This window comes from Pararhizobium capsulatum DSM 1112 (assembly GCF_030814475.1).
In the GTDB taxonomy this organism is placed as follows: Bacteria; Pseudomonadota; Alphaproteobacteria; order Rhizobiales; family Rhizobiaceae; genus Pararhizobium; species Pararhizobium capsulatum.
Genome location: NZ_JAUSVF010000002.1, coordinates 711953 through 726709, shown reverse-complemented (window position 1 = coordinate 726709; position 14757 = coordinate 711953). Strand labels below are relative to the sequence as shown.

13 protein-coding genes are annotated in these 14757 nt (G+C 59.8%); 8 read left to right on the top strand and 5 right to left on the bottom strand.

Going from position 1 to position 14757, the window contains the following annotated elements:
• The 6 genes from QO002_RS23745 (at position 1) to QO002_RS23720 (ending at position 6215) form a co-directional block, all read left to right on the top strand.
• Positions 1-903, top strand: a complete 903-nt coding sequence (locus QO002_RS23745; RefSeq protein WP_307234463.1) for a sugar phosphate isomerase/epimerase family protein — start codon at positions 1-3, stop codon at positions 901-903.
• A 62-nt stretch (positions 904-965) separates the two neighbouring features.
• Positions 966-2198 carry an ABC transporter substrate-binding protein gene (locus tag QO002_RS23740; protein ID WP_307234461.1) on the top strand — a complete coding sequence of 411 codons (1233 nt, stop codon included), beginning with the start codon at positions 966-968 and terminating at the stop codon, positions 2196-2198.
• Between the two features lie 274 nt (positions 2199-2472).
• The gene (locus QO002_RS23735) at positions 2473-3375 is read left to right on the top strand and encodes a carbohydrate ABC transporter permease (protein WP_307234459.1); all 903 of its coding nucleotides are present in this window, start codon (positions 2473-2475) and stop codon (positions 3373-3375) included.
• Complete coding sequence (locus QO002_RS23730; RefSeq protein ID WP_307234456.1) at positions 3372-4199, top strand: carbohydrate ABC transporter permease; 828 nt, start codon at positions 3372-3374, stop codon at positions 4197-4199. Before QO002_RS23735 ends, QO002_RS23730 begins: the two co-directional genes overlap by 4 nt.
• Positions 4196-5263: an ABC transporter ATP-binding protein gene (locus QO002_RS23725; protein ID WP_307234455.1), complete on the top strand. Its 1068-nt coding sequence runs from the start codon at positions 4196-4198 to the stop codon at positions 5261-5263. Before QO002_RS23730 ends, QO002_RS23725 begins: the two co-directional genes overlap by 4 nt.
• Positions 5264-5354: 91 nt before the next feature.
• Complete coding sequence (locus QO002_RS23720; RefSeq protein ID WP_307234453.1) at positions 5355-6215, top strand: fumarylacetoacetate hydrolase family protein; 861 nt, start codon at positions 5355-5357, stop codon at positions 6213-6215.
• 9 nt (positions 6216-6224) lie between these two features.
• Here QO002_RS23720 and QO002_RS23715 read toward each other — a convergent pair whose 3' ends face one another.
• Entirely contained in the window at positions 6225-6923 is a 699-nt protein-coding gene (locus QO002_RS23715; protein WP_307234451.1) for a GntR family transcriptional regulator, read from the bottom strand.
• A gap of 145 nt (positions 6924-7068) precedes the next feature.
• Between QO002_RS23715 and QO002_RS23710 the strand changes: the two genes are divergently transcribed.
• Positions 7069-8235 carry a mandelate racemase/muconate lactonizing enzyme family protein gene (locus QO002_RS23710; RefSeq protein ID WP_307234449.1) on the top strand — a complete coding sequence of 389 codons (1167 nt, stop codon included), beginning with the start codon at positions 7069-7071 and terminating at the stop codon, positions 8233-8235.
• 5 nt (positions 8236-8240) lie between these two features.
• Here QO002_RS23710 and pdxA read toward each other — a convergent pair whose 3' ends face one another.
• The 4 genes from pdxA to QO002_RS23690 all read right to left on the bottom strand — a co-directional run bounded on the left by pdxA (position 8241) and on the right by QO002_RS23690 (position 12777).
• A complete protein-coding gene (gene pdxA, locus QO002_RS23705) occupies positions 8241-9230 on the bottom strand; it encodes a 4-hydroxythreonine-4-phosphate dehydrogenase PdxA (RefSeq protein WP_307234447.1) in 990 nt (329 codons plus the stop codon).
• A gap of 28 nt (positions 9231-9258) precedes the next feature.
• A complete protein-coding gene (locus QO002_RS23700) occupies positions 9259-10392 on the bottom strand; it encodes an iron-containing alcohol dehydrogenase (RefSeq protein ID WP_307234446.1) in 1134 nt (377 codons plus the stop codon).
• A gap of 278 nt (positions 10393-10670) precedes the next feature.
• Complete coding sequence (locus QO002_RS23695) at positions 10671-11861, bottom strand: sialidase family protein (protein ID WP_307234444.1); 1191 nt, start codon at positions 11859-11861, stop codon at positions 10671-10673.
• A 10-nt stretch (positions 11862-11871) separates the two neighbouring features.
• Positions 11872-12777, bottom strand: a complete 906-nt coding sequence (locus QO002_RS23690) for a dihydrodipicolinate synthase family protein (RefSeq protein WP_307234441.1) — start codon at positions 12775-12777, stop codon at positions 11872-11874.
• A gap of 277 nt (positions 12778-13054) precedes the next feature.
• Here QO002_RS23690 and QO002_RS23685 point away from each other — a divergent pair, with 277 nt between their 5' ends.
• Complete coding sequence (locus QO002_RS23685; RefSeq protein WP_307234439.1) at positions 13055-14695, top strand: ABC transporter substrate-binding protein; 1641 nt, start codon at positions 13055-13057, stop codon at positions 14693-14695.
• Positions 14696-14757 lie beyond the last annotated feature (62 nt).

Below are 14757 nucleotides of genomic sequence, written 5' to 3'. Positions count from 1 at the left end.
ATGACGAACCCGGCAAAATCCATCCGCATCGGCACCATGGTCAGCGGCAACAAGGGCGACGCGGCCAAACGCATCGGCCAGATCGCCGACATGGGCTTTGAAAGCTTTGAACCCTTCTTCTGGCAGACGACCAATGGCCAGGACCTTGCCGACCTCGGCAAACGCTGCGTCGAGGCGATCGGTGATCGTGACATCACCATCTCGACGCTCGGCATGTTCGGCAATCCGCTCGAAACCAGCGAAATTGACCTCCAGACCCTGCAAGGCTGGCAGGATTGCATCGACAACGCCCATCATTTCGGCGCCACCTGCATTGCCGGTTTCACCGGCCGCATTCGCAACAAGCCGCTGACCGACAGCCTGCCGCGCTATAAGGAAATCTGGAGCGAGCTTGCCAAGCGCGCCGCCGACAAGGGTGTTAAGATCGCCTTTGAGAATTGCGCAATGGACGGCAACTGGGCGACCGGCGACTGGAATATCGCCCATAACCCGGATGCCTGGGAACTGATCTTCAACGAGACCCCGGACGATCATATCGGTCTGGAATGGGAGCCGTGCCATCAGATGGTTTATCTGATCGATCCGCTGCCGCAGATCCGGAAATGGGCCTCGAAGATTTTCCACGTTCACGGCAAGGATGCGACGATCCGTTGGGATGTCATCCGAGAGCACGGGATCTTCGGCAAGGAAAAATTCGTCTTCATGCGCACGCCCGGTTTCGGCGACACCAACTGGACGGACGTGATTTCCGAGCTTCGGCTTGCCGGCTGGTCCGGCTCGATCGACATCGAAGGCTGGCATGATCCGGTCTATCGCGATGCGCTGGAAATGACCGGGCAGGTCCACGGTCTCAACTATCTGAAAGCTTGCCGGGGCGGCGATTTCGTCGTCGATCCGGTCTGAGAAGTGCATGCCGGCCAGCATGGAGGATGTTGGCCGGAAACGGATCACCAAAGGAGGAGAACATGGGTATCCGCAAATTTGCAGTCCTGGGCGCAGTCGCTCTGGCCACCGTTTCTTTGTTCGGGCTTTCGGCCAAGGCCGAGGATGTGACGATCAGCGTCTGGTCGCTCGACCGTGACATCCAGCCGGCGCCGAACCTGATCGCTGATTTCAACAAGCTCAATACCGGCATCAAGGTCGAGTATCGCCAGATCCAGTTCGATGACGTGGTGAGCGAGGCGATGCGCGCCTATTCCACCGGTCAGGCGCCTGACATCATCGCCATCGACAATCCGGAGCACGCGCTGTTTGCATCGCGTGGCGCTTTCCTTGATCTAACCGACATGATCGCCAAATCCACGGTCATCAAGACGGCGAACTATTTCCCCGGTCCGCTCGCCTCAACCGTCTGGGACGGTAAGAACTACGGCGTGCCGAAAGCGACGAACACGATCGCGCTCTACTACAACAAGGACATGTTCAAGGCGAAGGGTCTGGACCCGAACAAGCCGCCGCAGACATGGGACGAGCTGCTCGACGCAGCCCGCAAGCTCACCGATCCGGCCGCCAACGTCTATGGCCTCGCCTTCTCGGCAAAGGCGAGTGAAGAAGGCACCTTCCAGTTCCTGCCCTGGGCGCAGATGGCCGGCGGCAGCTACGAGAACATCAATTCCGAAGGTGCGGTGAAGGCACTGGATGTCTGGAAGACGATCATCAGCGAGAAGCTGGCGTCCCCGGATTCGCTGACCCGCGGCCAGTGGGATTCGACCGGCACGTTCAATTCGGGCAATGCCGCCATGGCGATCTCCGGTCCCTGGGAACTGGATCGCATGACCACCGAGGCGAAGTTCGACTGGGGTGTTGCGCTGTTGCCGGTGCCGGAAGCCGGTGCCGAGCGTTCGTCGGCCATGGGTGACTTCAACTGGGCGATCTTCGCCAACACCCAGCATCCGGCCGAAGCCTTCAAGGTTCTTGAATATTTCGCCTCGCAGGATGACCGGATGTTCAAGGACTTCGGCCAGCTGCCGGCCCGTTCCGACATCGCTATTCCGGCGACTGGGGTGCCGCTCAAGGATGCCGCTCTCAAGGTGTTCATCGAACAGCTGAAATACGCCAAGCCGCGCGGCCCACACCCGGAATGGCCGAAGATTTCGAAGGCGATCCAGGATGCTATCCAAGCGGCACTCACCGGCCAGATGAGCTCGAAGGATGCGCTCGATCAGGCTGCTGAGAAGATCAAGGCTGTGCTTGGTTAAGGGTTTGATGGCCACTTCTCCCCAGCGGGGAGAAGTGCAGAGCGAAGGCGAGGCGATGAGGGGGGCTTTGCCGCAAATTCAGGGCCAGCCGCTCCCTCATCCGGCGCTGTGCGCCACCTTTTCCCCGCTGGGGAGAAAAGGAGGCCAGTCGCACCCTCGGATCTAACCCTCCCCGCAAAGGGAGGGGGTAATCAGCCACCGGCACACACGATTCCTCCCGGCGGGTCTGCCTCGCGCAAATGCGGGGCGGCCCGGACGGGATGCGGAGGAGCCCATGAAACGTATCTTTTCCAGCCTCGTCGATGGTCGAGGCTTCGACATCGCCCTCGTGGCTCTGCCGCTGGCCTTTCTCTTGACGTTGTCAGGCCTGCCGCTGCTCTACAACGTCGTCATGAGCTTCCAGGAAGTCGACATGTTCAGCCTGGGCTCCTTCTGGCGCCCCTTCGTCGGCTTCAAAAATTATGTCGACCTGTTCTCACAACCCGAGACATGGCCAATCCTTGCCAATACCGGCACTTTCGTTGTCGCCTCGATTGCCGGTCAGTTCCTGATCGGCTTTGGCCTCGCTTTGTTCTTCTGGACAAATTTTCCCGGCGCCTCGTGGCTGCGCGGGCTGTTCCTGGTCTCTTGGGTCATGCCCGGCCTCGTTGTCGGCGCGATCTGGAACTGGATTTTGTCCGGCGACTTCGGCGTCCTCAATTTCTTCCTGCGGGAAACCGGCATCATCTCCGGCAATATCTTCTGGCGCTCGGACCCGAACTATTCGCTCTGGGCGGTGATCCTCGCCAATATCTGGCTCGGCATGTCGTTCAACATGATCCTGCTTTCGGTCGGCCTCTCCGCCATTCCCGGCGATCTCTACGAGGCCGCAGAACTGGACGGCGCCAATGCCTGGCAGCGGTTCTGGACGATCACGCTGCCGATGATGCGCTCGTCGATTGGCGCCATCGTCTCGCTCGGCCTGATCTTCACGCTGCAGCAGTTCGACCTCTTTGCAGCGATCACGTCAGGCGGACCGAACAATTCCTCCAACGTCACCCAATACTGGGCCTGGGACCTGTCCTTCCGCCAGTACGACTTTGCCAAGGGCGCGACCATCTCCGTCATCATGATCGTCTTCGTGATGTTCGCTTCGGTCGTCTATGTCCGCTCCACGCGCCATGAGGTGAGAGGATGAGCCAGACCAATCGCGAAAGACTCATGCTCGTCGTCGCCCTGATCCTGGCCGCGATATACCTGTTTCCCCTCTACTGGATGTACATCACCACGCTGAAATCCGGCTCGGAGATGTTCGCAACGCCACCGACCTTCTGGCCGAGCGATCCGCAATGGGGCATCTACGGCGCCGTCTGGGAAAGCCGGAACATGGGCCGCTATATCTGGAACTCGTTGGTCATCGCGTCCGGTGCCGTGGTCGTGATCTCCGTGCTCGGCGTCGGCTGCGCCTATGTGCTGGCGCGTTACCGCAATGGCTGGGTCGATATCGGGCTTTTCCTGATCCTGATGCTGCAGGTCCTGCCGGCCTCGCTGATGATCACGCCGATCTTCGTCGGCTTCTCCCAGGTCGGCCTGCTCAACTATCCGCGCGCCGCGGTCATCCTGGCGATTGCCGCCAAAAGCATGCCCTTCTTCGTGGTTCTGGTGCGTGCCACTTTCATGAGCGTGCCGCAGGAACTGGAAGAGGCGGCGCTCGTCGACGGCAATTCCCGCGTCGGCGCCTTCTTCAACATCGTCCTGCCACTGGCGCGCAACGGCATTCTCGTTGCCGCCATCCTCATCTTCATGCAGGCCTTCGGCGAATTCGTCTATTCGAAGTCGATCATTCAGGCCGTGGAACTGCAGCCCGCCAGCGTCGGCCTCAATTCCTTCATGGGGCCGAACACCAATGAATGGAACAACATCATGGCCTACGCGACCATGTATGTGACGCCTATCCTCGCCATCTTCGTGCTCCTGCAACGGCGCATTGTCTCTGGTCTTACCTCGGGAGCTCTCAAATGACCGCCCAGATCGAACTTTCCGGCGTCAACAAGCACTACGGCGCCTATCACGCCCTGCGCAACATCGACCTGTCGATCCGCAAGGGCAGCTTTACGGCGCTTGTAGGGCCATCCGGTTGCGGCAAGTCCACGCTGCTGCGCTCGCTCGCCGGTCTTGAAAGCATCTCCACCGGCACGCTGAAGATTGCCGGCGAGATCATGAACAACGTGCCCCCGCGCAAGCGCGATGTCGCGATGGTCTTCCAGTCCTACGCGCTCTATCCGCATATGACGGTGGAGGAAAACCTGACCTACAGCCTGCGCATCCGCGGCACGCCGAAGGCGGAAGCCAAGAAGGCGGCCGAAGAGGTGGCGGTCACGACCGGACTATCCGGCTTGCTTGGACGATACCCGCGCGAACTTTCCGGCGGCCAGCGCCAGCGCGTGGCAATGAGCCGCGCCATCATCCGCCATCCCAAGGCGTTCCTGTTCGACGAACCGCTGTCGAACCTCGATGCCGCGCTGCGTGTGCACATGCGCAAGGAAATCCGCTCGCTACATGATCGTCTCGGTGCAACCTCGGTTTACGTCACGCACGATCAGATCGAGGCGATGACCATGGCCGATCACGTCGTCGTCATGCGTGCCGGCGTCATCGAGCAGCAGGGCAAACCGCTCGATCTCTACGACAAGCCGGTCAACAAGTTCGTCGCCGGGTTCATCGGCTCACCGGCCATGAACTTCATTCCCGCTGTCGTCGGCGAAGATGGTGGCTCGGTCGTGCTCGATCTTGGTGAACATCAGAAGATTGCGATCGCGACGCAGGTCCAACCCGGTCGCAAACTCACGGTCGGTATCCGGCCCGAACATATGACAGTCGTTTCCGGCGATGAAGGCGTGCTTCGTTTGCCGGTCTCCGTAGTCGAATCCACGGGCTCATCGACCTACATCACTACCGCGACGACGCCCGAACTTGCTGTCGTGGAAAACGGCCGCTCCGGTGTTACGGCCGGCGACCGCATCGGTCTTTCGTTCCCGACAAGTGCCGTGCAGCTGTTTGACGCGGATACGGAGATGCGGATCTAGCGGATAGCGATAGTTCGTACATTATATTTTGAATTTGTGTTGAATAATGTATGATCATGATTTATCCCTCTCTGCAAAAGGGAGGCTTTTCATGTTTCTGGTTCGTTATGACGTCGATGGCGCAGCCGCGCTGGGTGTACTGAAGGATGGTGCGGTCTTTGCGATTGCAGAGCTGGTACCGGATGCGCCGGACGATATGATAGCGCTGATGCAGGCAAAGGGAACGCTGTTCTCGCGACTGCGGGATGCCATCGCGAGCGGCGAGGCAAGGGGGCTGCCGGTCGAGACGGTGAAGCTTCTGTCTCCCGTCGAGCGTCCCGGGAAATTCATCTGTCTCGGGCTCAACTATCTGGAGCATGTGAAGGAAGGCGGCCGGGATGTGCCTGAGTTTCCGACGCTGTTCCTGCGCGTGCAAACCAGCCTTCTGCCGCCGGATGGTGAGATTGTCGCGCCTGTTGTTTCCGACAAGCTGGATTTCGAAGCCGAATTGCTTGTCGTCATCGGCAAGAGCGGCCATAATATTCCCGAGTACAAGGCACTGGAACATGTCTTCGGCTATAGCGCCTTCAACGACGGCTCGATCCGCGACTATCAGCGACGTACGACCCAGTGGACGGCGGGCAAGAATTTCGATGCCACCGGCCCATTCGGTCCGGCCATTGTAACGGCCGATGCCCTGCCTCCGGGTGCATCCGGGCTTTCCATTCGTTCGCGCCTCAATGGCGAGATTATGCAGGATGGCAATACGGCCGACATGATGTTCAGCGTGGCGCGCATCATCGCCGATATCTCGGAAATCATGACGCTGGAACCGGGCGACCTTATAGCTACCGGAACGCCCTCCGGTGTCGGCTTTGCCCGCAAGCCGCCTATTTTCATGAAAGCCGGAGATCTGATCGAGATCGAAATCGAGGGCATGCCGGTGCTCGCAAACCGTGTGGTCACGGCCTGACCGTCTCAATCATTTCCGTTCGAAATGGGCTTCGACGACGCCAAGTGTACGCTGATAATGGGCGCACAGGAGTTTGACGGCCTCTTCGACCTCGCCGCCGACTACGGCGTCGGCAATCTCCTTATGCTCGGATTGAGTGAGCCGAGGGCCTGTCGGGGAAAGGGCGGCAATGCGACGATAACGGTCGGAGCGTTCGCGCATCTCCTCGCAGAAGTCGAGGATGATCCGGGAATTGCAGCTGGCCAGCAGCGCGTGGTGAAAGGCGTGGTGATGGAGTTCCCAATCCGGGTTCGGTACGCGGTTTTCCACGTCGAGAAAGCGCGCCGTGCGGGAGAGGCGGTAAAGGCTGAGCACGATACCCTCTTCCCAGACTGGCGTGCGGTTGCTCATCGCTTCGCGAAGCGCGCAGGCCTCGATGAGGCAGCGACTGCGCACCAGTTCGCGCCACTCATCGTGCGATACCGGCGCGACGGAGAAGCCGCGCTGATCTTCCAGGACAACCAGCTGTTCGGCTGTCAGTCGGTTCAGCGCTTCGCGCACCGGGTTTATGGTCACGCCGTAAGTCTGGCAGAGATGGTCGATCCGAAGGCGCGAACCCGGTGGCAGCGCGCCGGAAAGAATTTCGCGCCGCAGGGCCGCAAAGACGGTCGATGCGGCTGTCGTCTTGCCGCCAGCCTGCATGCGTCCACTTGCCTTCGTATCTGTCACGCGTTCCTCCGTGGCGGAGTTTTAAAAATGCATTTTTTGAAGAAAGAATGCAGATCACGCATTATCACCGAAATCGACAGGTTCAAGCTGCGAAATATCGAATTCGCCGTTATTCTACCCCCAGACACCACGCCTTGGAGTTCCCATGCCCCGCATCATTGAAATTCGCGAAGTGACGAAGCCGATTTCGTCGCCCATCCGCAACGCCTATATCGACTTCTCCAAGATGACGAGCAGCCTCGTCGCCGTGGTGACCGACGTGATCCGCGACGGCAAGCCGGTGGTAGGTTACGGCTTCAATTCCAACGGACGCTATGGGCAGGGCGGCCTTATCCGCGAGCGCTTCGCCGATCGCATCACCACCGCCGACCCCGAAACACTTCTGAACGACACCGGCGACAATATTTCGCCGGAAAAGGTCTGGGCGGCGATGATGACCAATGAGAAGCCGGGTGGGCATGGCGAACGCTCCGTCGCGGTCGGAACCATCGACATGGCGGTTTGGGATGCGGTGGCCAAGATTGCCGGCAAGCCGCTGTTCCAGCTTCTGGCCGATCGTTTCGGGCTGACGCCGAACCGCAAGGTCTTCGTCTATGCTGCCGGGGGCTACTATTATCCGGGCAAGGACAACACGGCGCTCTGCGCCGAAATGCGGGGTTACCTCGATCGTGGCTACAATGTCGTCAAGATGAAGATCGGCGGCGCATCGGTTGAAGAGGATCAGACACGCATCGAGGCGGTGCTTTCGGAAATCGGACCGCAGGCACGGCTTGCTGTCGATGCCAATGGCCGGTTCGATCTTGAGACAGCCATCGCGTATGCGAAGATGCTACGGCAATACCCGCTCTTCTGGTACGAAGAGGCCGGCGATCCGCTTGATTATCAGCTACAGGCGGCACTTGCGGAATTCTATGCCGGACCGATGGCCACCGGCGAAAACCTCTTCAGCCATCAGGATGCCCGCAATCTCATCCGTCACGGCGGCATGCGACCTGATCGCGACTGGCTGCAGTTCGATTGTGCGCTATCCTATGGCCTCGTCGAATATCTGCGCACGCTGGAAGTACTGGAAGCCCATGGCTGGTCGCCGTCGCGCTGCATTCCCCATGGCGGCCATCAGATGTCGCTTAATATCGCAGCAGGTTTGGGGCTTGGCGGCAATGAAAGCTATCCCGATCTGTTCCAGCCCTATGGCGGCTTCCCCGATGGAGTACGTGTCGAAGATGGCCATATCACCATGCCGGACCTGCCCGGCATCGGTTTCGAAGGCAAGGCCGACCTTTATCGCGAGATGCGCGCGCTATCGGCGTAAAAAGATTAAACGGTCTCTGCGCGCGGCGAGCGGGCCATCAGCCGCGCATAGGCGATGGCCGAAAGCATGTTCACATGATTTGCCTTGCCAGTGCCGGCGATATCGAAGGCAGTGCCGTGATCGACGGAGACGCGATCGATCGGCAGGCCGAGCGAGACGTTGACCGCGGTATCGAAGGCGACGAGCTTGATCGGGATATGGCCCTGGTCGTGATACTGTGCAATGACGAGATCGAAGGCGCCGTTATAGGCGCGGGCGAAAACCGTATCGGCGGAAATCGGCCCGACGACATCAATGCCCTTGGCCTGCGCCAATTCCACGGCAGGGGCCAGAAATTCACTATCTTCCGTGCCGAACAGTCCGTTTTCGCCGCAATGCGGGTTGATACCGGCAACGGCGATCCGGGCCTTTTTGCCGAGGCGCAGGAAGTGCTTGTGTCCGGCCTCGATAGTCGCCAGCACGCGCTCGGTCTTTGCCCGGTCGATGGCGCCGCGCAGAGAGATATGGGTGGAAACGTGGATCGTGTTCAGCCGCTCCGAGGCGAGCAGCATGAAGGAACTCTTCGATCCCGTCAGATGCGCCAGGAGCCCGGTATGGCCGTCATAATGATGGCCGGCAAGGTTCATCGCTTCCTTGTTGATCGGCGCTGTGACGATCACATCAGCGTCTTTTGCCATCGCGAGATCGACGGCGCGGCTGATGTAACGCACGCAAGCATCGCCAGCGATCGGGCTCACCTTGCCGATCTCCGGCAGGGCGGCATTGAGTGGCACTTCATCGACGGCAATTACCGAACCATCTTCCGAAGCCACCGGCCCGAAGCGCAGCGAGATACCCGTCGCTTTTCCCGCACGCTCCAGCGCTTCGGTATTGCCGACGATGACGAAATCCTGGCGTTCTTCAGGTGGTAGCGCGGCGAGCGCCTTGATGATGACTTCAGGGCCGACGCCGGCGGGATCGCCCAGGGTCACCGCAACTTTTGCATTTCTGTCCATGGGGTCGGTTTCCCTTCATAGGCCTGGTTCAGTACGCGGCTTCGTAGATCGAGCGGATATCGGCACGCGTCAGGTCGCGCGGATTGTTATCCAGCAGGCGGCGGATGGCGAAGGCGTCGTCGGCCATGGCATCGAGATCATCCTTCGGAACGCCAAGTCCCGACAGGGTCATCTCGATACCCAGCGTTTCGCAAAAGCCATAGGCGGCCTCGAAAACCGAGGCAACATCATCCGACACGGACGAGCCGAGCGCTTCCATGACAGCGCGCGTCTTTTCCGCCACCGAGGGCGTGTTGAAGGCCAGCACATGCGGGAAGATCAGCGCGTTGGCGGCGCCATGGGCCACATGCCAGCGGGTGCCAAGCGGATAGGCCAGCGCATGGCCGCCGGCCGTATTGACCGGGCCGAGGCAGAAGCCTCCATAGAGCGAGGCAAGCGAAAGGCCGGCGCGCGCCTGGGCATCGTTGCCATCGCGCACAGCGCGGGCGAGATATTTGCCGACCAGCCGCGCACCCTCGATCGCGTAGATATCGATCATCGGATGGGCCTTGCGGTTGGTGAAGGCCTCGACGCAATGCGCCATGGCATCGACGCCCGTGGCAGCCGTGGTGCGCGCGGGAACGGTAAAGGTGAGCGCCGGATCGACAACGGCGATATCGGCCAGCATGAGGATGCTCTCGACCGCCAGTTTCGCCTGGGTTTCCGGGTCGGTGATCAAAGCCCGGATGCCGGCTTCACTGCCGGTGCCGGAGGTTGTCGGCACCTGGGCAAGAGCGACCGTGCGCGGCCCTTTCACCTTGTTCGGACCAACGACCTCACGCAGCGTCTGGGACGAGCCGCCAAGCACGGCGGCGAGCTTGGCAAGATCCATGGCGCTGCCGCCGCCGAAGCCGACGACGAGCTCGGCCTTCGCCTGCTCCGCCGCTGCCAGTACCTTGTCGAGATTGGCGATATCGGGCTCAGGCGTCACCTCGGAGAAAACCGTGACATCCCCTTTCAGCTCGAGAACATCGACGCGCGAGGCATTGAAGGCGTCGGAAATCACGAAAATGCGCTTGAAGCCTTTGTCTTCGGCCCATTTGCCGAGCCGGCTGGCAGTGCCGACGCCGAACTCGATGAGATGTGGCCGGACGATGGTGATCGGCGAATCCAGACTGACCATGATGGCGGCACCTCCCTGAAACAGCACTCCTCCGTGCCGTTATGATGTAAAGTTGTTATATTACCTGTTGTCTCGTGGCAAGAATGTTTGAGAGATTTTTCTGTTTCGTTCGATCTGCGCGGATCGAAGATGTCTGCGTTTCGAGGTTGTGACGCCACAAGTAACTGTTTTTGTGAGAAATATATGGCCTGCTGGTTTCTAGAACCACGAATCTGCAGCAAGCCCTAGCCCATGGAACGTCATTCTTAAACTTGTAAATTCGAGTTCGACGGCGAAACCTAACCGGCCGCGGTCAAGGGTATACGCACGTATTTGATCGCCCGGCGGTAATAGGTATAGGCGACGTGCAGGTCGCCATCCGGTCCCTGCACGATCGAGGGATAGGAAAATTCGCGGTTGAGCTGGTCTTTAGAGTTGTTGCTGAGGCAATAGCCGTCGCCCGTGTCGAGATCGACGCGCCTTTCGAACTCACCCTGATCCGGCTGGCCCATGGCAAGGCTGAGCGGCGCGCGTGGCACGCCCCAGATTGCCTTTCGTTCCGTGTCGCTTTGCGACGACTCCGCTATCGTCGCAGGCGCTTCGCCCTCGATTTCGTCATAGAGCGATTGGCGCCGGGCATCGGAAGATGCTGCATTGCTGTGGTTGTAGACAATGGCAATCCGTTGATCTTTCAAGAGAATAGACTGGATAGACGAATTGTTGTTGGGCAGGTTGGTGGCTGTTGGCGAGCTCCAGTTTAAGCCATCGTCGCTCGAGTGGCTTTGCAGAACGTTTTGCGCATACCGATGTCGGAAGAGGGCAGTCATGGTGCCGTCGCCGAGATCGAGAATGTTCATGTGAACCGCACCGATACTGTCGGGCACATCCACCATGGTCCAGCTTTCGCCGGCATCTTTCGAGATCAATACACCGGCGGTATCGGCATCGCCGCTCCATCGCTGGCCGGGCAGGCTGCGGCAGCGGAAGGTCGGCAAAAGCCAGTCTCCGTTGCCATTCACGACGATCGGCTGGCGCACGAAGGTTCCGGGCAGGTCGCAAAGCACGCGGACGGGACCGAAGCTATTGCCGCCATCCTCGGAGATGCGGCATTTGACAACTGCGCCATCCTGGTCGCCTGACGTCTGCGACGTGTAGAGCAGCCACACTTTGCCGTCGGGAGCCGTGAAAATCAACGGATTCTGCTCGGATTTGGCCGGATCGTCGGAGAGTTTCTCCGCTTCCGACCATTCCAAGGCGCCCGGCGCAAGGCGCGAGATGTAAACGGAGATGTCGCCCATCCCCTCCATCGTGCCGCCGAACCAGACGCAGGTCAGCGTACCATCCGGCAAAAATGCGAGGTTTGCGGCGTGATTCTGGATGCAGGGCGATGGTAGGAACGCATTCGTTGCGCCCGGAATTCGAGCATCCGGCGTTAATTGACCGGTCATCAAGGCAGGAATGGTCTGGGCGGGCAGGGCCGTGACAGTCATGGCGCCATCCTCACGGCAGTGCTGCGAAAGCCTGCGAGAGGCTCGCGTATTCCTCGTCATTCAACGGGACAAGCGGTGCACGCGTGCGGCGCCAGGCGTCGTTGCCGGTCTTCAAACCGACCATTGCCTTGATTGTCGGGATCTGCACATAGGAGTTCGACAATGTGCGGTAGGCGTTGATGCGCGCCTGCGCCGCCTCGACAACTGACGTCTTGCTCTCATCGGCGACATGGTCGTAGACCGTGCGCAGCGAATCCGCCACGAGATTGGACGTGGCCGTGATGCAGCCCGCACCGCCGGCTTTCAGCAGGGGCAGGAGCAGTGGATCAGCGCCGCAGAGCACGGAGAAGCCGGGGCAGGCGGCAATAATCGCCTGCATGTTGTTGAAATCGCCAGCAGATTCCTTGATGCCGACGACAGTGTCGGGATAGGCGGCAACCAGTCGCTCGATCAGCGGGACGGAGAGCGGAACGCCGGAGACCTGCGGAATATGGTAGAGGATCACCTTCAGCCTGTTGTCATCGATCTTGTCGAGAATCTGGGCATAGGCGGTGAAGAGGCCCTCGTCGGAAACACCCTTGTAGTAGAAGGGTGGCAGCATCACCACGGTGGTTACGCCATGGGAAAGTGCGTGTTTCGTCAGTTCGACGGTTTCGGAAAGAGCGACGACCCCCGTTCCTGGCAACAACTTGTCTGAAGCAATGCCGGCGTTCAACGCCGCCTCCAAAATCGCAAACCGTTCCCGCGAGGAAAAGGAGTTGGCTTCCCCGGTTGTGCCGAGCAGCGCGACGCCGTGGCAACCCTCGGACAGAAGCCTTTGACAATGCTCGGTAAACAGGCCGAGATCCGGTGTTCCGTCCGCGTTCAGGGGCGTCGTGGCGGCGCTGAAAACGCCTGATATCGCGTGCTTTCTCAATGGATACTCCTCCCAGAGATCTGCGGCTCCCGTCGTAAAAAGCCGCATGCGTTTTCGGGTGAAGCGAGCAAGTTGTCAATGTCAGAAGAGAAGATTTTTTAAATCAAAATAAATTAAACATATGAAATATAACAATAAAAAAAATTTATTCCGTCTTTTTTGGTTTTCATCATCGATTTTAATTGACAGATTTACAATATCGCGCAAATCTCCCGTCACTTCGCGCCGGCCTGGGGAGGGTCTTTCGGGAAGCGCTCGATTGTCATGGGAGGAATAAATGACAGGTCGTAATGAGAAATCCGCCGCCGGAATTTCGCGCCGTGATGCGCTGAAGTTCGGCCTTGCCGCTGGCGTCGGCTTTACGCTGCTTGGAATGAACGCCCGCATCGTCATGGCGCAGGACGGCCAGGTGCTGAAGGCGATCCATCCCGCTTTCGACCAGGATTGGTCGCCGCTGCGCGGTGGCGGGCGTCCCTTCCGCTGGAACTCCTTCTGGTGGGCCTCGCCGATGTATTTCGATGCCGAAGGCAAGATCCAGCCTTACGTCTTCACCAGCTGGGAATCGCCGGACAACAAGGTCTGGACCTTCAAGATCGACCCCAAGGCCGTCTTCTCGGATGGCAGCAAGATCACCTCTGCCGACGTCAAGGGTTCATGGCAGGTCGCTGCCATGCCGAACACCAAGAGCCAGCGCGCCGATCAGGTACTGAGCAAGGTGGACGGCTACAAGGATCTGAGTGGCGGCACGGCTCCGGAACTGTCCGGTGTCGCAACGCCGGATGAGGGCACCGTCGTCGTCACGCTCTCCGAAGTCGATCCGATCTTCTTCATGCGCATGGCCAACCACATCATCCCGATCACTAAGGCCTCGCAGTCGCGTGGTGCCGATGGTGAGGAAGTGGCCGATTGGTACAAGCCCGACAGCGGCGCTGTCTATTCCGGACCGTTCAAGATGACCGCGCTGGATATCGATGCCGGCACGCTGGTGTTCGAGCCGAACGAAAACTTCTTTGGCCCGAAGCCGAAACTGGCACGCATCGAACTGAGCTCCGTCGAAGACAACGTGACGGCAACGTCGCTGATCAAGTCAGGTGAATACAATGCCCATACCGAGCTTGTGACTTCGACGATCATCCAGGATCTCGGCCCAGAATTCTCCGCCGGCCCGATCATCCCGACGAGCCAGCATTTCTGGTTCAACGCCAGCCGCGCACCGATGGATGATCCGAAGGTTCGCCAGGCGCTGATCATGGCAGTGGATCGCGATGGTCTCTTCAAGGCCTCCTATCCGGATGGTCCGCACAAGAAGGCCGACCAGATCCTCAACTCGGTACCCGGTGCAGACGATTCCGGCTTCGAGCCCTATCCGTTCGATCCTGAAGCCGCCAAGAAGCTGCTGGCAGAATCGAGCTATGGCGGGCCGGAGCGTCTTCCGAAGCTGATGTTCGTCGGCGTCTCGGCACCGGCCATCGAGGCTGCAGCCCAGTTCATCGCCGAGCAGTGGCGCCAGAACCTCGGCATCACCGCCGTCGATATGAAGCCACAGCAGGATGCCTACGCCGGTCCCGACCAGAACGCGGTCCAGATCTTCCGTGATGACGTCGGCACCCGCGTTCCCGATGCCGTCAGCTATCTCGCCGGCTCGATCGCCTCGTCCTCGTCCAACGCCCAGAACAAGCTCGGCGGCTACAAGAACGACAAGGTCGATAGCCTGCTTGCCGAAGCTTCGACCAAGGCGGCGGATGATCCGGAGCGCGTAAAGCTCGCCCAGGAAGCCCAGAAGGCCTTCCGCGACGACTGGGCCTTCATCCCGTGGTATTCTCAGGCGATGTCCCGCTGGGCCGTCAAGGAAGTCAAGGGCATGGAAAAGAACCTCGACTGGCAGGTTGTTGCTCCCTGGGATGTTTCGATCGGCTGACCATCCGCCGTTGAAAATCCCCAGCTGAATAAGGGCCGGCAGAAACATGCCGGCCCATCTCG

Bases quoted from the DNA above. Each gene is read 5' to 3' on its own strand.
- QO002_RS23745 (WP_307234463.1), top strand. From the start codon at position 1: ATGACGAACCCGGCAAAATCCATCCGCATCGGCACCATGGTCAGCGGC.
- QO002_RS23740 (WP_307234461.1), top strand. From the start codon at position 966: ATGGGTATCCGCAAATTTGCAGTCCTGGGCGCAGTCGCTCTGGCCACC.
- QO002_RS23735 (WP_307234459.1), top strand. From the start codon at position 2,473: ATGAAACGTATCTTTTCCAGCCTCGTCGATGGTCGAGGCTTCGACATC.
- QO002_RS23730 (WP_307234456.1), top strand. From the start codon at position 3,372: ATGAGCCAGACCAATCGCGAAAGACTCATGCTCGTCGTCGCCCTGATC.
- QO002_RS23725 (WP_307234455.1), top strand. From the start codon at position 4,196: ATGACCGCCCAGATCGAACTTTCCGGCGTCAACAAGCACTACGGCGCC.
- QO002_RS23720 (WP_307234453.1), top strand. From the start codon at position 5,355: ATGTTTCTGGTTCGTTATGACGTCGATGGCGCAGCCGCGCTGGGTGTA.
- QO002_RS23710 (WP_307234449.1), top strand. From the start codon at position 7,069: ATGCCCCGCATCATTGAAATTCGCGAAGTGACGAAGCCGATTTCGTCG.
- pdxA (WP_307234447.1), bottom strand. From the start codon at position 9,230: ATGGACAGAAATGCAAAAGTTGCGGTGACCCTGGGCGATCCCGCCGGC.
- QO002_RS23700 (WP_307234446.1), bottom strand. From the start codon at position 10,392: ATGGTCAGTCTGGATTCGCCGATCACCATCGTCCGGCCACATCTCATC.
- QO002_RS23695 (WP_307234444.1), bottom strand. From the start codon at position 11,861: ATGACTGTCACGGCCCTGCCCGCCCAGACCATTCCTGCCTTGATGACC.
- QO002_RS23685 (WP_307234439.1), top strand. From the start codon at position 13,055: ATGACAGGTCGTAATGAGAAATCCGCCGCCGGAATTTCGCGCCGTGAT.